We start from the raw sequence: 19,652 nt of genomic DNA, 5'->3' as shown, positions 1-19,652 counted from the left end.
GGTCTTAGTGGCCTTTGAAATCTTCAGGCACTACGTAGTTTTTGCCGTCATAACGAAGTGTCGTCAAGACCGGTTTCTGCGCGACAGTATTGGATACACACGCCGCGTCCTCTCCCTTGCCTGTGGTTGAGCTACTGATCGTTTTGATAATCAGGTCGGCATAGCCATGGGTGCTGGTCTTGGCCAACGCCACGGTTCGCGTCGTCTCGTAGCGCTCCCCTGCACAATCGCCATCCCACTCCCCGCCGTATTGATAAACCACCAGTCGATCCATTACCGGACGCAATGCGTTGCCGTCTTTCACATAGAGCGACAACCAGGTTTCATCCACAGGATTCACACGGGAAGAGCCTTTGAATCGAACCCGAACGCCAAAGGCCTGCAATTGCGGCGCGAGCTTATAGCGGGCGGTATCAAATTTCAGTTCATCAAGCGCGATGGCATCCACAGAGAATGCGGAGGGCTGATAAAAGCTCGCTAACGGCTGCGAGTCTGCGCTCGTCACCAAGGACAAATGCAGGTCGTAAAGCCCCACCGTCCCTGACGCGCCATATACCGGATCGGGTGAGAAATTGGCGGCGGCGGTGAGCGTCAGTCCGGGATACGCCGGCCAGTCCTTGCAGAGGGAAAAATCCATCTCATGCGCCGTGGGTGCCGACGTGCAATCGGCCAATGCCTGCCCTGCCAGCAACCAACCGCACAATGCCGCACAACCGATCCAGCCAGACTTCATTGTCACTTCCCGCTCCTTGATGACTTTTCAGCCGCGCACTATCCCCTCCTCAATCGTCCGATTCAACCAGTTCAACGCCTGATCCCCACCCCGCCGCTTATGCCACGCCAGTACAAACGTAAACGGCGCAATCTCGAACGGTGGCGGCACCACGATCAGTTCACGCTGATCGATCTCGCGGACGCTGCGTGAGGACACCGTCAGAATCAGATCCGTGCCACTGATGAACTGCGGCGCGACGTTCCAGTGCGGCAGGCTGATCGCGACGCGGCGGCGCTCACGCAGAGACGTCAAGGCACGCTCGATTTCCGGCGTGCCGCTGCCGCGCATTTCCAGCAATACGTGCGGCCGCGACAGGTAGCTCGGCAAATCCAGCACACCGTTGGCCGGCAGCGTCTGGCGATCCAGCAGGCAGACGTAGCGCTCTTCAAACAGCACCGAGTTGCGCAGTTCGTTGGGCATTTCCGGGAAGACGCCGGCGGCAACGTCGATATCACCATTGAGCACGCCTTCGAGCATGCCTTCACGACTGGCATGGCTGATTTGCAGGTCGATCCCCGGTGCCTCCCGGCGCAAAGTGCGGATCAGCGTAGGCAGAATGATCGCCGCGCCATAGTCCGACATGGCCACACGAAAGGTCCGACGCGCACTGGCCGGATCGAAGGTGTTCGGCGCCAGCAGCGATTGCACCTGAGCCAGCGCTTCGGTCAACGGCGCGACCAATTCCAGCGCCCGCGCCGTCGGCACCAGCGTCGCGCCTGCGCGCACCAGCAACGGATCGCCGAGCAGATCGCGCAACCGCGCCAGCGCATGGCTGACCGCCGGTTGACTGAGGTGCAGACGCTCGGCGGCGCGGGTGACGTGTTGCTCGCTGAGCAAGGCGTCGAGGATCACCAGCAGGTTGAGGTCGATACGGCGCAGATCATTCATCTGGTGCATGTTCTGGATGACGAAACGGAATTTAAATCTGCGCGACGAATACTCTAGAGTCCAGCAAAACCTTGTGGAGCTTGATCATGAGTACGTTGCAGTGGACCGGATTGTTGGCGCTGGCCGCGTTTGCCGGGGCAGTAGTGCCGTTTCAAAGTGCGATCAACAGCAATCTTGCGCGCGGGCTGGGGCATCCGTTGTGGGCAACGCTGGCGTCGTTGCTGGTGAGTGTTTTGGTGTTGTTGCCCGTGATTTTGGCGTTGCGTTTGCCCTTGCCGTCTATGGCGTTTATCAGCAAGGCGCCGTTGTGGATGTGGGCGGGTGGCGCATTTGGCGTGTGTTTTGTAGCGTTGGCGGTGGTGCTGCTGCCAAAGCTTGGGGCTTCGGGGTTTGTTGCGCTGGCGTTGGCCGGGCAGGTGATTGCCTCGATGGCTCTGGATCACTTGGGCTTGTTTGGACTGGTGGAGAAACAGCTGACGGTGTCGCGGGTGTTGGGTGCGGTGTTGTTGATTGCGGGAGTGGTGTTGATTCAGTTTGGCGGGGTGTTTGAGAGGAATGCAATGGCTGCTGGATGATCGTTTTAATCGATGATTTTCAGCGTCTGGAAGTCAGTCTTCGCGAGCAGGCTCGCTCCCACAGGTGCCGAATTCCAACTGGAGGAATGCGATCAACTGTGGGAGCGAGCTTGCTCGCGAAGGCGTCATTGCAGGCGCCGCCGATCTCAGAACCTGTCGAGCGTGCGCAGTTTCTGCGGCAGTCCCCACAACAGCAACGCCGCCGCAATCAGTGCCGCCACGCCAATCACGTAAAGCGCCGGCGTGGTGCTGCCGGTCAGGTCCTTGATCCGCCCGACCATCACCGGGCTGACGATCCCGCCGAATTGCCCCAGCGTGTTGATCACCGCAATCCCGCCCGCCGCGCCAGCGCCAGCACCGGCAAGCAACTTCGGTGGCAAGGTCCAGAAGCTTGGAATCGAGGCAATGATCCCGGCGCCGAGCAAGCCGAGGGCGACGATCAGAAACGTGGTGTGGCTGGCAAATATCCCGGCGCTGAAAAAACCGATCGCCCCGACAATGACCAGCCCGGCGACAAACTTGCGCCGTTCACCGGTCGCGTCCGACAAGCGCCCGATCACCACCATGCTGATCGCCCCGCAAATGTACGGAATGGCCGTCAGCAGGCCGATCATCACCGGGCTCTCGGTGCCGGCGCTGCGGATCAATTGCGGCGCCCAGAAATTCAAACCGTAGGACGCCACCTGGATCAGGAAGTAGATCAGGCCCAAGGTCAGGAAACCGGGAATCTTCAACGCCGCGAGCAGCGAGCCGCCGCTCTTGTGCGGTTCATGCTGGGCGATGCGGCTGGACAGCAGTTTCTTCTCGTCAGCCGTCAGCCAGTGCGCATCCTCGATGCGATCCTTAAGCAGCATCAGCACCAGAAAACCGAGACCGATGCACGGCACGCCGCCGAGCAGAAACAACCAGTGCCAGCCGCGCATTTGCAGCACGCCGTCGAGGTGTTCCAGTACCAGGCCGGAGAACGGCGCGCCGACCAGCCCGGCAAACGCTGAGGCGAGAAACAGCATCGAGGTGATGCGGCCACGGAAGTGCTGCGGAAACCACAGCGTCAGGTAATACAGCACGCCCGGGGCAAAACCGGCTTCCATCGCACCGATCACAAAGCGCAGCGCGTAGAACTGCCATTCACTGGTCACGAAGACCATCAGTGCCGTCGCCACGCCCCAGGACATCATGATTCGGGCGATCCAGCGGCGCGCGCCGACCTTGTACAGCATCATGTTGCTGGGCACCTCGAACAGCACATAACCGACCACGAACAGCCCGGCGCCGAGACCGTAAGCGGTATCGCTCAGGCTCAGGTCGGCTTGCAGCTGGAACTTGGCGAAGCTGATGTTGATGCGATCGAAAAAGGCGAACAGGTAACAGACCATGATCAGCGGCATCAGGCGCCAGGCGACTTTGCTGACCAGGGCTTTTTCGGCATCGTGATCGACGGACGAGCTTGCGCCCGCCTCCATTACATTGAGGCTCATAGCTTTTCTCCAGGCGGACTGCCGGTGGGCGTCCGATTGTTGTTGTTGTCTGGTTCGGTTTTTAACTGTAGGAGTGAGCCTGCTCGCGATAGCGGTGTATCAATCACCGCAAATGTTGCCTGACACACCGCTATCGCGAGCAGGCTCACTCCTACAGGGGGATTGGTGTTGTCAGGTGGGGATCGGGTGCAGGTCGCAGTTGCGCCCGGCCTTGGCCAATTGGCCGGGGACTTCGTGGCCAAGCAAAGCCGGCAGACCTCGCGAGAGTTGCAACAACAGCGGCAAATCAATGCCGGTGTGGATGCCGATCTCATCGCACAGATTCACCAGGTCTTCCGTGCAGATATTGCCCGACGCCCCCGGCGCAAACGGGCAGCCACCGAGGCCACCAAGCGCCGCATCGAAACGCCGCGCCCCCGCCTCATAAGCCGCCAGCACATTGCACAAGCCCAGACCGCGGGTGTTGTGAAAATGCAGGGTCAGATCCGCCGGCGAAACCCGCTGCAACACCCGCCGCACCAACCGATCGACCTGTCGCGGATTGGCCATGCCGGTGGTGTCGGCGAGGGTGATGCCCTGAATGCCGAGCTCCTGATAAGCGTCGAGGATTTGCAGCACGCGATCCTCGTCAATCTGACCTTCGAACGGGCAACCGAACGTCGTCGCAATACTGCCATTGAGGCGCACGCCGGAGCCGCTGGCGAACGCGACAATCTCTGCAAACGCCGCCAACGAGTCTTCACAGCGCATGCGCATATTGGCCATGTTGTGCGTCTGGCTGGCGGACATCACCAGATTCAGCTCATCGGCACCGGCCTCCAGTGCGCGCTGCGCGCCTTTGAGATTGGGGATCAGCGCGACGTAAATCACCTGCGGTTGACGCTGAATCCCCTTGAACACCTGTTCGCCATCACGCAGTGCCGGAATGGCTTTCGGCGACACAAACGAACCCGCCTCGATACGGCTGAAACCGGCCAGCGACAGTTGATCGATCAGCGCGATTTTGTCGACGGTTTCCACCCACGTCGGTTCGATCTGCAAGCCGTCGCGCGGCGAGACTTCCTGGACGATCAAGGTTTGCGAATAGTCCGTGATCATTGCACCACCCCTTGGCTTTTCAGGCGTTCGATGTCGAGTTCAGTCAGGCCGAGGCCGGTGAGAATGCCGTCGGTGTGCTGGCCGAGTGTCGGCCCCGACCAGTTCACGCCGCCGGGGGTCTCCGAGAGTTTCGGGACGATGCCGGGCATCTTCACGGTTGCGCCGCCGGGCAGTTGGGCGTTGAGCAACATGTCCCGCGCCTGATAGTGCGGATCGGCAACGATGTCGGCCACCGAATAGATCCGGCCTGCGGGCACTTCTGCGCCTTCGAGCGCCGCGAGGACGGCGTCGATCGGCAGGCTGCTGGTCCAGTGGGTGATGGCGGCGTCGAGCACACCGCTTTTGGCGGCGCGACCATCGTTATGGGCAAATTCTTCGGCATCAGCCAGGTCATCACGGCCAATGGTGTGCATCAGACGTTTGTAGATCGGGTCGCTGTTGCCGGCGATCACCACGTAAGCGCCATCAGCCGTGAGGTAAGTATTGGACGGTGCGATGCCCGGCAAAGCGCCGCCGCTGCGCTCACGGACATGGCCGAGCATGTCGTATTCCGGCACCAGGCTTTCCATGACGTTGAACACGCTTTCGGCCAGCGACACGTCGACGATCTGCCCGCCGCCCTGCCCGGTCTTGACCCGTAGCAGCGAGATCAGCGCGCCGATCACCGCGTGCAGCGAGGCCAGCGAATCGCCGAGGCTGACACCGACCCGCGCCGGGGGCGAACCGGGGGTGCCAGTGGTGTAGCGAATGCCGCCCATCGCTTCGCCAATCGCGCCAAAGCCGGGGCGGTCGCGGTACGGGCCGGTCTGGCCATAACCGGAAATGCGCACGAGGGTGAGATTGGGATTCAGCGCGTGGAGCACGTCCCAGCCCAGGCCCAGTTTCTCCAGCGCACCGGGGCGCAGGTTTTCGATGATGACGTCGGCATCGCTGGCCAGTTGCTTGACCAGCTCGATGCCTTCCGCGGATTTCAGGTTGAGCGCCAGGGATTTCTTGTTGCGTGATTGCAGGTACCACCACAGCGACGTGCCTTCGTGCAGCTTGCGCCATTTGCGCAGCGGGTCGCCCTGACCCATGGCTTCGATCTTGATCACCTCGGCGCCGAACTCGGCGAGCATGCGCGCGGCAAACGGCGCGGCGATCAAGGTGCCGATCTCGATCACTTTGATCGCACTCAAGGGGGCAGTCATCGCGGGGTACCTCTTGTTCTTGGAATATGCGGCCAAGGCTAGAGGAACGATGACTGGGCAATCCAGCCGTCTCTCGGCAAAGGGCGTTCGCGAAATGCGAACGCTCAGGGGTGAATTCCAATCAGTCTTCCAGAGCAGGCTCGCTCCCACAGGGATTGGTGGCGGCTGCAGATTCTGTGTTCAGCCCCCATCCACTGTGGGAGCGAGCCTGCTCGCGAAGAGGCCAGCTCATTCAGCGGAAATTTATCAGCCCTGCCCGCGCAAATGCTCAAACAACAACCGACTCACCGGCGACAACCGCGCCTCATCCCGTACCACCACAATTAACGCGCGATCCGACCACTCATCCGTCAACGGCACCGCGTGCAACCCCAGCGCCTGACCAAACAGTTCATAGGCGCGCTGCGGCAAAATGCCAATGCCCATGTTGGCCTGAACCATCCGGCACACCGCATCGAACCCCGGCACATGAATACGAATTCGCAGGACTTTACCGGCCTGGCGCGCGGCCGCGTGGGTGCGCATGTTGATCGAACTGGCCGCGTGCAAACCGACGTAATCGCTGTCCAGAGTTTCGCTGAAGGCAACGAATTCACGCGCGGCCAACGGATGCTCCGGCAGCATCACCACCACCAGTTTGTCCTGGCGGTACAACACGCTGTGCAGACCTTTGGTGTCGCTGTCGTTGGAACAGATACCGAGATCCGCCACGCCATCGAGTACACCCTGAATCACCCCGGCGCTGGGCCGTTCCTCAAGGTCGGTCTTGACCTGCGGATGCTGCGCGGAGAAGTCGCGCAGGTCTTCGGGAAGAAACTGAATGATCGCCGAGAGGTTCGCCAGCATGCGCACGTAACCGCGCACACCGTGACTGTGTTCGCCGAGCTCAAGGCCCATTTTCTCGACGTTGAACAGCATTTGCCGCGCATGGTGCAGCAGTGTTTCCCCGGCCGGGGTCAGCGTCATGCCCTTGGCCTGGCGCACGAACAAACTGATCCCGAGCGCCTCTTCCAACTCCATCAGCCGTTTGCTCGCCGCCGACACGGCGATGGCTTCGCGCGAGGCGGCACGGGTCAGCGTGCCCTCTTCGTGCACGGCGACAAACAGTTGCAGGGTGATCAGGTCGAGGCGGCGGATCAGGCTTTTTTGCAACATGGAAGGCTCAATGACTGGGGTTGGTCAGTATCGGCAGGATAGCCCGATTTTCGCCCACGTCAGACAGGTGATTGCTCGATAGATTTTGTGGTTTCGCCCTACAAACAAAACTCTGTCGCCTTTCAGGATTCGCAGAAACAGCTGATTTTTGCCGGATTTTTCGTTCTGTAAAGTCTGGCAACACACACAAATTGCAACACCCCATGGATCGCTACGCTCAAGGAATGTCGCCTGTGAATCTTCCGTTGCATACGCCCAATCTGTATTCAAATTTCCGCAAAATCATCGCCCTGGCCGACTACGATTGGGAGATCGCCGAACAGAGCAAGGTCGCCGGTCTCAATGTTGCAGTGCAGAGTCCCAACCACCTGCTTGATCAGTACGGACGTGAATTCCATCACTTCTGTACGACCTCATACCTTGGGCTCGATCATCACCCAGCCCTGCTCGAAGGCGCCATCACCGCCCTGCGCGAAACCGGCAGCCTGCGCGTCGCCAACTCGAAGAACCGCTGCAAACTGGCGATTCTCGAGCAATACGAGAACGAATTGTCGCAACTGTTCGATGCGGTCTGCCTGAGCACCTTGTCTTGCAGCGCGGCCAGCGCCGGGATCCTGCCCTTGCTGGCGAGTGGCATCTTCACTGAAGGCCAGCCGCCAGTGATGGTGTTTGACCGTCACGCGCATTATTCGATGAATCATCTGAAGGCCGCGTGCGCCGACGAAACCCGCGTGGTGACTGCGCCGCACAACGACATGGATTTTCTCGAGAGCGCCTGCCAGCAACACGGCCGCGTTGCTTACATCGCCGATGGCGCCTACAGCATGGGCGGCGTCACCAACATGGAAGGCCTGTTGTATTTAAAGGATCGCTATGGGCTGTTTCTTTATCTTGATGACTCCCATGCGTTGTCCGCTGTCGGTCAGCAGGGCGCGGGCCTCGTTCGACCAAGGGTAGCGGCGCTGGAGGAGGACTGCGTGATCGTCGCGTCACTGGCCAAGTCGTTTGGCGCCAGCGGCGGGCTGGTGATGTTGGGCAACGAGCGACAGAAGACGCTGATTCAGCGCTACGGCGGGCCAAGCAATTGGTCGCAAAGTCTCAACTGCGCGGCGATCGGTGCCGGCAGAGCGTCGATCCGCCTGCATCGCAGCGCCGAGTTCGCCACGCTGCAAAGCAATCTTCAGGCTAATATCCGCCTCTTTGACAGCCTGATCTGCACCGATCAATGCCACAGCAACATGGCCATTCGGTTGATCACATGCGCACAGGCTAACGTGGCCAATCGTATTGCCAGTGAATTGGCCGAACAGGGATTTTTCACCAGCGCGGTATTTTTCCCGGTGGTCGCACAAGGCAAGGCAGCCATCCGTATTACGCTGCGCGCGGACATGCAACCGGCGCTAATACGGCGCTTCTGTGAAGTGATCACCGGTCTGTTGCGTACCCACCGTTGCGATCTCGACGACTGAAAACAGGGACGAGTCATGAACGCCAGCATCACCCTCCTGATCACCTGCAGCACGGTTTTTCTCGCTCAGTTGGGCATGAGTATCTATTTGCCGGCATTGCCGCAGATCGCCCTTTATCTGCGGGCAGAACCTGCGCAGGTGTCGTGGGGGTTGTCGCTGTACCTCATCGGCATGGCGCTGCCGATGTTGCTCTGGGGCAGTCTGGCCCAGCGCATCGGACGCAAACCGGTGTTGTTGGCAGCGTTGGTCATTTACGGCTTGGCCAATCTGGCGTTGCCGCGAGGTTCGACGCTTGAAGCGTTTTTGCTGCTGCGTCTGATGCAAGGCGTCGGTGCCAGCGGTATTTCGGTGATGGCGCGGGTGCTGATCCGTGACAGCTTTCGCGGCGATCTGCTGGCCAAGGCGTTGTCGTGGGTTTCGATTTCGTTCGTGGTGGCCTTGGGCATCGGCCAATACGCGGGCTCGCTGATCGAGGCGACGGCGGGCTGGCAAGCGATTTTTTACTGGCTCGGCGCAACGAGCCTGTTGATGGCGCTGATGGTGTCGCGAGTCGCTTTCCCCCCGATGGCTGATGAACCGGCCAGCGCCTCATCGTGGTCGGCTTATCGGCAGATTCTGTTGCACCGGGCGTTTCTTCTGCCGGCGCTGGCCGGTGGCTTGGGCTACGGTGTGATCATCGCTTTCAACACGGCGGCGCCCCTGATCTTGCAGGGCCCGTTCGCGTGGTCGTCGGTGGATTACGGACTGCTCGGCTGGCCAATCAGCGCGGCCTATTTTCTCGGGGCGCTGGCGGTCAATCACTTTGTGCTGCGCACCGGCCAAGCGTGGTTGATGACCGTCGGCGCAGGGTTGGTATTGGCGGGTAGCAGCGTGATGTTGCTGGGCAGTCTGGCGGCCAGTTCCATCGCGTTACTGTTTTGGTTGCCGTATTGCGTGGCGGTGTTCGGCCAATCATTGAACTACCCGATCAGCCTGTCGCGCGCCAACGATGGCGCGCCGATTGCCGGGGCGTATGCAATGGCGCTGAGCGGGTTCATTCATCAATTGATGGCGGCGATCATCGGCGCGCTGGCCAGTCTGATCGCCAGCCCACACGCTTGGCCCCTGTCGCTGCTGTGCACGTTGCTGGCCGTCGGCGCGATGTTCTGTGTACGGATGGCGCCGATCGGCGCCAAGCGTTAGAAGGCGTTGCGGAAGATTTCCTCGATCTGGCGCTGATCCGCCGCCCGAGGATTGGTCAGACCGCAGGCGTCCTTCAGGGCATTGCTGGCGAGTAACGGGATGTCGCTGAGCTTGGCGCCGAGTTCACGTAAGCCACCGGGAATCTCAACGTCTTTGGCCAGACAGCGGATCGCGCTGATGGCCGCTTGCGCGCCCTCTTCGGCGCTAAAACCCCGAATGTCGGCGCCCATCGCGTGGGCAACGTCGTTCAGCCGCTCGGCACAGACCAGCGCATTGAACGTCTGCACATGGGGCAGCAGCACGGCGTTACAGACGCCATGGGGCAAGTCATAGAAACCGCCCAACTGATGCGCCATCGCATGCACATAACCGAGGGAGGCATTGTTGAACGCCATGCCTGCGAGAAATTGCGCGTACGCCATGTTCTCCCGTGCGGCGCGGTCGCTGCCGTCGCGCACGGCCAGACGCAGGTTGTTGCTGATCAGGGTCATGGCCTTGAGCGCGCAGGCGTCGGTGATCGGATTGGCGGCGGTCGAGACGTAGGCTTCGATGGCGTGAGTCAGCGCATCCATGCCCGTGGCGGCGGTCAGGGCTTCAGGCATGGCGACCATCAGTTCCGGGTCGTTGACCGACAGCAGTGGCGTGACGTTGCGGTCGACGATGGCCATTTTCACGTGGCGCGATTCGTCGGTGATGATGCAGAAACGGGTCATCTCGCTGGCGGTGCCGGCGGTGGTGTTGATGGCGATCAGCGGCAGTTGCGGTTTGCTCGATTGATCAACGCCTTCGTAATCGCCAATCTGTCCGCCATTGGTCGCACACAGGGCAATGCCTTTGGCGCAGTCGTGGGGTGAACCGCCGCCAAGGGACACGACGAAGTCGCAGCGGCTTTCCTTGAGCAAACCCAGGCCGGACTCGACGTTGGCGATGCTTGGATTCGGTTTGGCGCCGTCGAAGATCACCGAATCGATGTCCTGCATCTCCAGTTTCTCGGCGACCATGGTTGCCACGCCGGCCTTGGCCAACCCGGTGTCGGTGACGATCAGCGCCTTGCGAAAACCATAGTTGCGGATCGCAACCATGGCTTCGTCGAGGCAACCATTGCCCATGATGTTTACCGCCGGAATGAAAAAGGTACTGGTCATGCGCGCGTCTCCTGACTGGGGCCGAATCGACTGCTCCGGTTCGGCGGATAGACACAGCATCGACCGATCGGTCACGAGCGATGTTGATCTGGCTCAATGCCCGCTCGTGATAAAGTCGCCGCCCATCAGCCCCTTTGTTTTGAGACCGCCTACGCAATGACCGATTTTCTGGATGTCGACGCCAGCCTTGAAGACTGGAACACCCTGCGCGCCGCGACCGACTTCAACGGCTTGTTGGTGGGCAATGGTGCCAGCCGTGCGGTGTGGGACGATTTCGGCTACGACTCGCTGTTCGAAAACGCCCGCACCGTGGAAGAAAAACCGCTCAGCCCGTCGGAACTGGCGGTGTTCGACGCCATGCAGACGCGCAGCTTCGAGCAGGTGCTCGGCGCTCTGAAAACCACCAGTCGGGTCAACAAGGCCCTGGCCGTCAGTTCGGCGGCGCCGCGCAATCGCTACTACGCGATCAAGGAAGCGCTGATCAACACCGTGCACGCGGTGCACATTCCGTGGCGGCTGGTGAAAGCCTCGACGCTGGCGACACTGAATGAAGAACTGGCGCGCTACCGCACGGTGTTCACCACCAATTACGACTTGCTCAACTACTGGGCGCTGCAACACAACAGAGACGCCATCGACGACCTGTTCAACGCCCCCAATGCGAGTTTCGACCTGAGCGAAAGCAGCACTGACAAACCGCGTTTGCTGTATCTGCACGGTGGTCTGCATCTGGTGCGCAATCAGGACGGCACCGCGCGCAAACTGACCTCAACCGAAGGCACGTTGCTTGGTAGCTTCGCGATCAACAATACGATCAAGACGCTGGATGACGTGCCGCTGTTCGTCACCGAAGGGCCGAGTGCGGACAAGCTCAAGACCATTCGCAGTTCGGATTATCTGTCGTTCTGTTATGAGCAATTGCTCGAGCATGGCGGCAGTCTGTGCATCTTTGGCCATGCGTTGGGCGAGCAGGATGCGCACATCGTGCGGGCGCTGCGATTGGCGAAACCTGCGACGGTGGCGATCTCGATTTACCCGCGCAGTGCGGCGTTTGTTCAGCATCAGAAGCGGCATTACGCGCAGGTGTTTGAGGGGACGGGGGTTGCGTTGCGGTTTTTTGATGCGAAGACGCATGCGCTTGGCAGTCCGAAGTTATCGGTGCCGGTCGAGGTTTGATGCAGGCCTGACTGACGCCTTCGCGAGCAGGCTCACTCCTACAGGGGATCGCATTTCAACTGTAGGAGTGAGCCTGCTCGCGATAGCTTTAGCCCAATCAACTCATTCTTCGGCGCTGTGCACCACCACCAGCAACTGCGCTTGCACCTCCCCCACAGACCTGATCCGGTGCGGTTTCTGCGCATTGAAGTGCAGCGCATCGCCGCGCTGCAGCAGCACCTTCTCGTTCATGAAATCCACTTCCACTTGCCCTTCATGAACGAACAAAAACTCCTCGCCCAGATGCTCCTTGAAGGTCTTGTCGCTGAACTCTTTTGGCGGGTAGATGATGAACGGCAGCAAGTTACGCTCGCTGACCTGATGGGCCAGCACCGCATAACCTGGGCTCTGATCATTCGCCGCCAGTGACTGGCGCTCATGGCTGCGCACCAGGCTGTAGCTGTCGAGGCTGACGTTGTCTTCGGAAAACAATTCCTCGACTTTCACGTTCAACGCCTTCGCCAGTTTCAACGCAGCAGCAATCGACGGGGTATTCAGCCCGCGCTCGACTTTCGACAGATAACTCTTGGTCATGCCGGATTTTTCGGCCAATGCTTCAAGGGTTACACCAAGTTTTTTTCTCAACAATTTCAAACGGATAGACATGCGCGGCGATTATTCCAGCAAGGAAGCGACAATTCGTGCTTGCCAATGACACTTTGTGTCATATAGCCTCTTTAGTGTCATTTGCAATCCCCCAAAGGACACAGACATGGCCAAGACATTAGCACTACCCAAAGACCAACTGGTCAAGCAAGCGCTTATCCAGATGCAAAAAAGCCTGGCGGATAATACGTGGACAGACCGGCAAAAGCTGGCTCTGACCTGCCGGATTCTGTTCGAGAACGGTCACGACTCCGGTCTGGCCGGACAAATCACCGCTCGCGGCCCGCAGCCCGGCACCTATTACACTCAGCAATTGGGCCTGGGTTTCGACGAAATCACTGCGAGCAACCTGCTGCTGGTCAACGAGGATCTCGAAGTGCTCGAAGGTCACGGCATGGCCAACCCGGCCAACCGTTTCCACAGCTGGGTGTACCGCGCTCGTCCAGACGTGAACTGCATCATCCATACGCACCCGACCCACGTTGCCGCGCTGTCGATGCTCGAAGTTCCACTGCAGATTTCCCACATGGACTTGTGCCCGCTGTACGACGACTGCGCGTTTCTCGAAGGCTGGCCGGGGGTGCCGGTGGGTAACGAAGAAGGCGAACTGATTGCCGGCGCGTTGGGCGACAAACGCGCGATTGTGCTTTCGCATCACGGTCAATTGTCGACCGGCACGACGATCGAAGAGGCGTGTGTCATCGCCCAACTGATCGAACGCGCGGCCAAGCTGCAACTGCTGGCGATGGCGGCGGGCACGATCAAACCGATCATCCCCGAGCTGGGCCGCGAGGCTCATGACTGGATTGCCAAGCCGAAACGCCACGCCGCTGCCTTCAATTACTACGCCCGGCAGAACCTGCGCCAACACGCCGATTGCCTGAACTGAACACCCATTACGGAGACAACCTCATGTCCAATATTCACGGCATCATCGGCTACACCATCACCCCGTTCGGCGCCAACGGCGAAGGACTGGATCTGCCCGCCTTGGGTCAATCGATCGATCGCCTGATCGACAGCGGCGTCCACGCCATCGCGCCATTGGGCAGCACCGGCGAAGGCGCTTACCTGAGCGACGCGGAGTGGGATCAGGTCGCCGAATTCAGTATCAAGCATGTGGCCAAACGTGTGCCGACCATCGTCAGCGTTTCCGACCTGACCACCGCCAAAGCCGTACGCCGCGCGCGTTTCGCTGAAGCCCATGGCGCCGATGTGGTGATGGTGCTGCCGGCTTCGTACTGGAAACTCACCGAGGCGGAAATCCTCGCCCACTACCGCGCCATCGGCGAGAGCATCGGCGTGCCGATCATGCTCTACAACAACCCGGCCACCAGCGGCACCGACATGTCGGTGGATTTGATTCTGCGCATCGTCAACGCCGTGGAAAACGTGACCATGGTCAAGGAGAGCACTGGCGATATTCAACGCATGCACAAGCTGCAATTGCTCGGCGAAGGTCAGGTGCCGTTCTACAACGGCTGCAATCCGCTGGCGCTGGAGGCGTTTGCCGCCGGGGCGAAAGGCTGGTGCACGGCGGCGCCGAACCTGATCCCGCAGTTGAATCTGGATCTTTATGACGCGGCCATGGCTGGCGACCTGGATCGGGCGCGGGATCTGTTCTATCGCCAGTTGCCGCTGCTGGATTTCATTCTCAAGGGTGGCTTGCCGGCGACGATCAAGGCTGGCTTGCGGCAGACCGGGCTGGAGGTTGGCGATCCACGCTTGCCGGTATTCCCGCTGAGTGAAGCAGGCCAGACTCAATTGCAGACGATCCTGAAGACCCTGCGCTGATCTCACTGGCACCGCAAAAACCACTGTAGGAGTGAGCCTGCTCGCGATAGCGGTGGGTCAGTTGAGCATGTGTCGACTGGCCCACCGCTATCGCGAGCAGGCTCACTCCTACAGGGGGATGTGGTGAGTTCAGAGGACAGGCAAGGTCTTGTCCTTGATCACTTTGCTCGGACCGTTCGTCTTCACACTGGCAATGCCCTTGTCGCACGCCGACTCCGAGGAATACGCCTCGCTGCTGCCGATGATCTGATGATTGGCCGCTTTCAGATTGAAGTACGGATGGCCGTCCTTCGTCGATTTCTTCTCGTAGCGCTCATCCAGCGGGCTATTGGTTTGCACCGCAGCGATGCCGCCGTCGGCCGCTGCGCGAGTGGTGTACAGCTCGCTGGTCAAAATGGTTTCGGCATTCGCTGCTTTCAACACGAACCTGAACTGGCCGTTGCTGCTTTTACTGATTTCGTACCATCCGGACATGCTCGTTTCTCCTTGGCAATTGAGAGATTTCGCGCTTCAGAGTAAAGACCAGTCCTGACTACCTGTCGCCTGTACCGGCCCCTTCGCGAGCAGGCTCGCTCCCACCTTTGAGCGCATTCCAGTTGGAGAACGCGGTCGAAAGTGGGAGCGAGCCTGCTCGCGAATGAGGCAACTCGGTGCTGGCTATTTCACCACCGCCCGCACCACCGACAACTCCGGCGCACTCACCCGCCGCTGACTCAGATAGCGCATACAACTCACCCGCAAGAACGAGGCAAAATTCACCACCTCGCCGCGATAATCCATCACCTCTTCATACAGCTTGGCGATCAATTGATTGGTGGTCATGCCGTCGACTTCGGCGATTTCGCTGAGGATGTCCCAGAACTGATTTTCCAGGCGTAGCGTCGTCACCACGCCGCAGATGCGCAGCGAGCGCGAACGTGATTCGTAGAGAATCGGGTCAGCCTTGACGTAGAGCTCGCACATCGGCGATTCCTCGTTACAGGGTGATTTTGGTGCCGAGCAAACCGAGGAACCCGGCCAGCCAGTGCGGATGCGCCGGCCATGCCGGGGCAGTGGCCAGATTGCCTTGAACGTGGCCTGCCGTCACCGGGATATCGATGTACGTACCGCCCGCCAGTCGCACTTCCGGGGCGCAGGCCGGATAGGCGCTGCATTCGCGACCTTCCAGAACGCCCGCGGCTGCCAACAGTTGCGCGCCGTGGCAGACCGCGGCAATCGGTTTGCCGGCCTTGTCGAAGGCGCGCACCAGGTCGAGGACTTTTTCGTTGAGGCGCAGGTACTCCGGGGCACGGCCGCCGGGGATCAGCAGCGCGTCGTAATCGGCCTCGCCGACCTTGGCGAAATCGAAATTGAGGGCGAACAGGTGACCGGGTTTCTCGCTGTAGGTCTGGTCGCCTTCGAAATCATGGATGGCGGTGCGCACGGTCTGGCCGGCGGCCTTGTCCGGGCACACGGCATGGACGGTGTGACCAACCATTTGCAGGGCCTGGAACGGCACCATCACTTCGTAATCTTCGACGTAATCGCCGACCAGCATCAGGATCTTTTTCGCGGCCATGGGGAGGACTCCTCTGGGGAAATGCTTGGGAGTATTCAAGGTAGACCTTATCCAGCGGCTCGGGTAACAACCGGCTACTACTGAGTTGGCGCCATCGCGAGCAGGCTCACTCCTACAGGGGGAACGCATTTCAAATGCAGGAGTGAGCCTGCTCGCGATGACGCCGGCAAACTGTACGCCTAAGTCTGTGCCCAGCTGTAACAGCCCGAACCACCCGGTTTATGGCTTTATAAAGGTCATTCCCTGCCACCTTCAATTCTGGTCCACCATCATGTCCTCGCGCGAAAACACCGGCATGGCCCTCGGCCTGCTCGGCGTGGTGATTTTCAGCCTCACCCTGCCCTTCACCCGCATCGTGGTGCAGGAACTGCATCCATTGCTCAACGGTTTGGGTCGCGCATTGTTTGCAGCGATCCCGGCGGCGTTGCTGTTGCTGTGGCGTCGCGAGAAATGGCCGACGTGGCGGCAGGTCAAAGGCCTGAGCCTGGTGATCGCCGGAGTGATTCTCGGTTTCCCGGTGTTGTCGGCGTGGGCCATGCAAACCTTGCCGGCGTCCCACGGGGCGCTGGTCAACGGCTTGCAACCGCTGTGCGTGGCGCTATACGCCGCGTGGTTGTCCCATGAGCGGCCGTCGAAAGCCTTCTGGGCCTGCGCGGCGCTGGGCAGTGCGTTGGTGCTCGGTTATGCGCTGTACACCGGGGCCGGCAGTATTCAGGCGGGCGATCTGCTGATGCTTGGCGCGATTGCGGTCGGCGGGCTGGGTTACGCCGAAGGTGGCCGGTTGGCCAAGGAAATGGGGGGCTGGCAAGTGATCTGCTGGGCGCTGGTGCTGTCGACACCACTGTTGATCGGGCCGGTGCTGTATCTGGCGCTGCAGCATCACGGCGCGGTGTCGGCCAAGACTTGGTGGGCGTTTGGTTATGTGGCGCTGTTCTCGCAGTTTCTTGGTTTCTTTGCCTGGTACGCCGGGTTGGCCATGGGCGGGATTTCCCGGGTCAGTCAAGTGCAGCTGTTGCAGATCTTCTTCACCATCGCGTTTTCGGCGTTGTTCTTTGGTGAGCATGTCGAGCCGATTACCTGGGTGTTTGCCTGCGGGGTGATTGCGACCGTCATGCTCGGCCGCAAAACCGCGGTGCAACCGGCCCGCATCGCCACCACATAAGCTGTAGGAGCTGCGGCACGCTGCGATCTTTTGATTTTGCCCTTAAAAACAAGATCAAAAAATCGCAGCGTGCCGCAGCTCCTACACGGATCGGATCAGGCCAGGAAGCCGTCGGCGCGCAATAGCGTTTCCAGGCAGTGCTCGCTGATGTTGTAGAAGTCTTTCAACTCCTGAATCTTCACCAACAGCTGAGCCGGATCCACCGGCTCGGCGCGTTTCACCGCCAGAATCATCTTGTTCTTGTTGGTGTGGTCCAGCGAGATGAACTCGAAAACCTTGGTTTCGTAACCGCAGGCTTCCAGAAACAGCGCACGCAAGCTGTCGGTGACCATTTCCGCTTGCTGGCCCAAGTGCAAACCGTATTGCAGCATCGGTTTGAGCAGCGCCGGGCTCTGGATCTGCAGGCGGATCTGCTTGTGGCAGCACGGCGAGCACATGATGATCGACGCACCCGAGCGAATACCGGTGTGGATCGCGTAGTCGGTGGCGATGTCGCAGGCATGCAGAGCGATCATCACGTCCAGTTCGCTCGGCGCCACGCTGCGCACGTCACCGCACTTGAACACCAGCCCCGGATGCTCGAGCTTTGCTGCCGCTGCGTTGCACAGGTTGACCATTTCCTCACGCAACTCGACGCCAGTGACTTCACCTTCGGCCTGCAAGGTATTGCGCAGGTAATCGTGAATCGCAAACGTCAGGTAACCCTTGCCCGAACCGAAATCGGCCACGCGCACCGGTTTGTCCAGCGCCAGCGGCGACGAGGTCAGGGCATGGCTGAACACTTCGATGAACTTGTTGATCTGCTTCCACTTGCGCGACATCGCGGGGATCAGCTCGTGCTGCGCGTTGGTCACGCCCAGGTCCCTGAGGAACGGTCGGCTCAGTTCAAGAAAACGGTTTTTCTCACGGTTATGCTCGGCGGACGGTGCTTCGCGCAATTGCTGAGGTTTGCTCTTGAACAGCGAAGATTTGCCCTTTTTGCTGTATTCCAGCTGAGCTTCGTCAGTGACCGCAAGTAAATGCGCATTTTTGAACGAGGTCGGCAGCAGCGCGGCAATCGTCGCCACGCCTTCGCTCAACGGCAGATTCTTGGTGATATCGCGAATCTTGTAACGATAGACAAAGGACAGATTCGGCTGCGCCTTGACCGTCACCGCTTTGATGATGACCCGCTGCAGATCCGCTTCTTCACCGACGTACTTGGCCAGCACCAGTTTGATGAAGCCGTTCTGTTCAAGGCTGGTTTGCAGCAGCTCGATGAACTGGACGTGGTGATCGGGCGCAGGCTGGGTGGCTGGGGCGGTAACGGACATGAAAAAGCGGCCTCGGACGGGCGAAATCGGGAATGGCGGGTATTTTAGGGGGGATGGGGGTTGGGGACACGCTCTTATTTACCGAACGGTTGGTTAAAGCGGCCCTCACCCTAACCCTCTCCCAGAGGTAGAAGGGACTGACCGAGGTGTTTTCACGAGTTACGCCGACCTGAAATACCGAGTCGAACTCGGGTATTAAAAGCATCAAATCAAACGATCATCTGTTGATCCATAATCGACTCGGTCTTTCAGGTCGATGTCGAGCGCAAGACATCTCGGTCGGCCCCCTCTCCCTCTGGGAGAGGGCTGGGGTGAGGGTATGGTCCTCAAGCCGAATGAAAAAGTCTGCAAACTACCCCAAAACCACAAGACGATTCGGCAACTCATTCCGAACCTGCGTCACCGGAACATGCACCTTCAGCAATTCCCCACACGCCTCGATACACGTCACAAACCCTTCCAGCGTGCGCCCCTGCCGCACCTGCTCGGTAAACGCCGCGACAATGGCATCCCAGGATTTATTGTCGAGCCGTTTGGAAATCCCCTCATCCACCAGAATCTCCACATACCGCTCCGCCTCACAGACAAAAATCAGCATGCCGGTACTGCCCACCGTGTGATGCAGGTTCTGCTCGAGGAACTGCCGGCGTGCCAGGTTCGACGCGCGCCAATGCCGCACGCGACGCGGGATTAGATGGGTAGTGATTTTCGGCAAACGAAACAGCAGGCACAGCACGATAAACGCGCCCCACTGCACCAGCAGCAAGCTGTGCATGGTCAACCACCCGGTCAGGTAGTGCACGACGCCGGGCACCACCAGCGCCAAAAGGCTCGCCCACAACAGCGGGATGTAAGCGTAGTCATCAGCGCGGGCGGCGAGTACCGTCACCAGTTCGGCGTCGGTGTCGCGCTCGACCCGGGCGATCGCCTCGGCGACTTTGCGTTGTTCGTGTTCAGTCAGTAATGCCATGTTGAAAAGTGCCTGCTCATTATTCTTTTAATGTCACCAGCCGCCGGATGAACCACCGCCGCCGAAACTGCCCCCGCCG

The 19,652-nt window shown here is 59.9% G+C and carries 20 protein-coding genes; 7 read left to right on the top strand and 13 right to left on the bottom strand.

Annotated elements, in window-relative coordinates:
• Positions 1-4 precede the first annotated feature (4 nt).
• On the bottom strand, positions 5-733 hold the full coding sequence (locus tag CQ009_RS20290) for a hypothetical protein (RefSeq protein WP_105708414.1): 729 nt from the start codon (positions 731-733) through the stop codon (positions 5-7).
• A 27-nt stretch (positions 734-760) separates the two neighbouring features.
• The gene (locus tag CQ009_RS20285) at positions 761-1,672 is read right to left on the bottom strand and encodes a LysR substrate-binding domain-containing protein (protein ID WP_177431002.1); all 912 of its coding nucleotides are present in this window, start codon (positions 1,670-1,672) and stop codon (positions 761-763) included.
• A gap of 77 nt (positions 1,673-1,749) precedes the next feature.
• On the opposite strand from CQ009_RS20285, the gene CQ009_RS20280 reads away from it, so the two are divergent.
• On the top strand, positions 1,750-2,238 hold the full coding sequence (locus CQ009_RS20280) for a DMT family transporter (protein WP_064388520.1): 489 nt from the start codon (positions 1,750-1,752) through the stop codon (positions 2,236-2,238).
• Between the two features lie 146 nt (positions 2,239-2,384).
• Here the strand turns inward: CQ009_RS20280 and CQ009_RS20275 are convergent, their stop codons facing one another.
• The 4 genes from CQ009_RS20275 to CQ009_RS20260 all read right to left on the bottom strand — a co-directional run bounded on the left by CQ009_RS20275 (position 2,385) and on the right by CQ009_RS20260 (position 7,159).
• Positions 2,385-3,716 carry an MFS transporter gene (locus CQ009_RS20275; protein WP_064388522.1) on the bottom strand — a complete coding sequence of 444 codons (1,332 nt, stop codon included), beginning with the start codon at positions 3,714-3,716 and terminating at the stop codon, positions 2,385-2,387.
• A gap of 171 nt (positions 3,717-3,887) precedes the next feature.
• Positions 3,888-4,814, bottom strand: a complete 927-nt coding sequence (locus CQ009_RS20270; RefSeq protein WP_064388524.1) for a hydroxymethylglutaryl-CoA lyase — start codon at positions 4,812-4,814, stop codon at positions 3,888-3,890.
• Positions 4,811-6,004 (bottom strand): CaiB/BaiF CoA-transferase family protein, encoded by a 1,194-nt coding sequence (locus CQ009_RS20265; protein WP_105708410.1) that lies wholly within the window; start codon positions 6,002-6,004, stop codon positions 4,811-4,813. The genes CQ009_RS20270 and CQ009_RS20265 overlap by 4 nt, the downstream gene beginning before the upstream one ends.
• Positions 6,005-6,250: 246 nt before the next feature.
• Positions 6,251-7,159: a LysR family transcriptional regulator gene (locus tag CQ009_RS20260; RefSeq protein ID WP_064388527.1), complete on the bottom strand. Its 909-nt coding sequence runs from the start codon at positions 7,157-7,159 to the stop codon at positions 6,251-6,253.
• Between the two features lie 233 nt (positions 7,160-7,392).
• Between CQ009_RS20260 and CQ009_RS20255 the strand changes: the two genes are divergently transcribed.
• Positions 7,393-8,628, top strand: a complete 1,236-nt coding sequence (locus CQ009_RS20255; protein ID WP_256585461.1) for an aminotransferase class I/II-fold pyridoxal phosphate-dependent enzyme — start codon at positions 7,393-7,395, stop codon at positions 8,626-8,628.
• A 15-nt stretch (positions 8,629-8,643) separates the two neighbouring features.
• The gene (locus tag CQ009_RS20250; protein ID WP_064388530.1) at positions 8,644-9,810 is read left to right on the top strand and encodes an MFS transporter; all 1,167 of its coding nucleotides are present in this window, start codon (positions 8,644-8,646) and stop codon (positions 9,808-9,810) included.
• Here CQ009_RS20250 and yiaY read toward each other — a convergent pair.
• Positions 9,807-10,955, bottom strand: coding sequence for an L-threonine dehydrogenase (gene yiaY, locus CQ009_RS20245; protein WP_105708406.1), 1,149 nt, complete (start codon positions 10,953-10,955; stop codon positions 9,807-9,809). The two genes, CQ009_RS20250 and yiaY, sit on opposite strands and share 4 nt — an antisense overlap.
• A 156-nt stretch (positions 10,956-11,111) precedes the next feature.
• Here yiaY and CQ009_RS20240 point away from each other — a divergent pair, with 156 nt between their 5' ends.
• Positions 11,112-12,131, top strand: coding sequence for a DUF4917 family protein (locus CQ009_RS20240; protein ID WP_105708404.1), 1,020 nt, complete (start codon positions 11,112-11,114; stop codon positions 12,129-12,131).
• A 102-nt stretch (positions 12,132-12,233) separates the two neighbouring features.
• Here the strand turns inward: CQ009_RS20240 and CQ009_RS20235 are convergent, their stop codons facing one another.
• Complete coding sequence (locus CQ009_RS20235; protein WP_105708401.1) at positions 12,234-12,776, bottom strand: helix-turn-helix domain-containing protein; 543 nt, start codon at positions 12,774-12,776, stop codon at positions 12,234-12,236.
• Positions 12,777-12,882: 106 nt separating this feature from the next.
• Between CQ009_RS20235 and CQ009_RS20230 the strand changes: the two genes are divergently transcribed.
• On the top strand, positions 12,883-13,665 hold the full coding sequence (locus tag CQ009_RS20230; protein WP_064388534.1) for an aldolase: 783 nt from the start codon (positions 12,883-12,885) through the stop codon (positions 13,663-13,665).
• A 23-nt stretch (positions 13,666-13,688) separates the two neighbouring features.
• Complete coding sequence (locus CQ009_RS20225; RefSeq protein ID WP_105708399.1) at positions 13,689-14,570, top strand: dihydrodipicolinate synthase family protein; 882 nt, start codon at positions 13,689-13,691, stop codon at positions 14,568-14,570.
• A gap of 129 nt (positions 14,571-14,699) precedes the next feature.
• Here the strand turns inward: CQ009_RS20225 and CQ009_RS20215 are convergent, their stop codons facing one another.
• The 3 genes from CQ009_RS20215 to CQ009_RS20205 form a co-directional block, all read right to left on the bottom strand.
• Positions 14,700-15,044 carry a YegP family protein gene (locus CQ009_RS20215; RefSeq protein WP_064388537.1) on the bottom strand — a complete coding sequence of 115 codons (345 nt, stop codon included), beginning with the start codon at positions 15,042-15,044 and terminating at the stop codon, positions 14,700-14,702.
• Positions 15,045-15,227: 183 nt separating this feature from the next.
• Complete coding sequence (locus CQ009_RS20210; protein ID WP_007916314.1) at positions 15,228-15,533, bottom strand: ribbon-helix-helix domain-containing protein; 306 nt, start codon at positions 15,531-15,533, stop codon at positions 15,228-15,230.
• A 13-nt stretch (positions 15,534-15,546) separates the two neighbouring features.
• Positions 15,547-16,128: a DJ-1/PfpI family protein gene (locus CQ009_RS20205; protein WP_064388539.1), complete on the bottom strand. Its 582-nt coding sequence runs from the start codon at positions 16,126-16,128 to the stop codon at positions 15,547-15,549.
• A gap of 271 nt (positions 16,129-16,399) precedes the next feature.
• Between CQ009_RS20205 and CQ009_RS20200 the strand changes: the two genes are divergently transcribed.
• Positions 16,400-17,290, top strand: a complete 891-nt coding sequence (locus CQ009_RS20200; protein ID WP_105708396.1) for a DMT family transporter — start codon at positions 16,400-16,402, stop codon at positions 17,288-17,290.
• 95 nt (positions 17,291-17,385) lie between these two features.
• Here CQ009_RS20200 and CQ009_RS20195 read toward each other — a convergent pair whose 3' ends face one another.
• Positions 17,386-18,603 (bottom strand): SAM-dependent methyltransferase, encoded by a 1,218-nt coding sequence (locus CQ009_RS20195; RefSeq protein ID WP_105708393.1) that lies wholly within the window; start codon positions 18,601-18,603, stop codon positions 17,386-17,388.
• Between the two features lie 352 nt (positions 18,604-18,955).
• Positions 18,956-19,573 (bottom strand): TPM domain-containing protein, encoded by a 618-nt coding sequence (locus CQ009_RS20190; RefSeq protein ID WP_105708390.1) that lies wholly within the window; start codon positions 19,571-19,573, stop codon positions 18,956-18,958.
• Positions 19,574-19,652 lie beyond the last annotated feature (79 nt).

The sequence above is a fragment of the Pseudomonas sp. MYb2 genome, from assembly GCF_002979955.1.
In the GTDB taxonomy this organism is placed as follows: Bacteria; Pseudomonadota; Gammaproteobacteria; order Pseudomonadales; family Pseudomonadaceae; genus Aquipseudomonas.
Note: the sequence above shows the minus strand (reverse complement) of the source record. Positions and strands in the feature narration are given on the sequence as shown.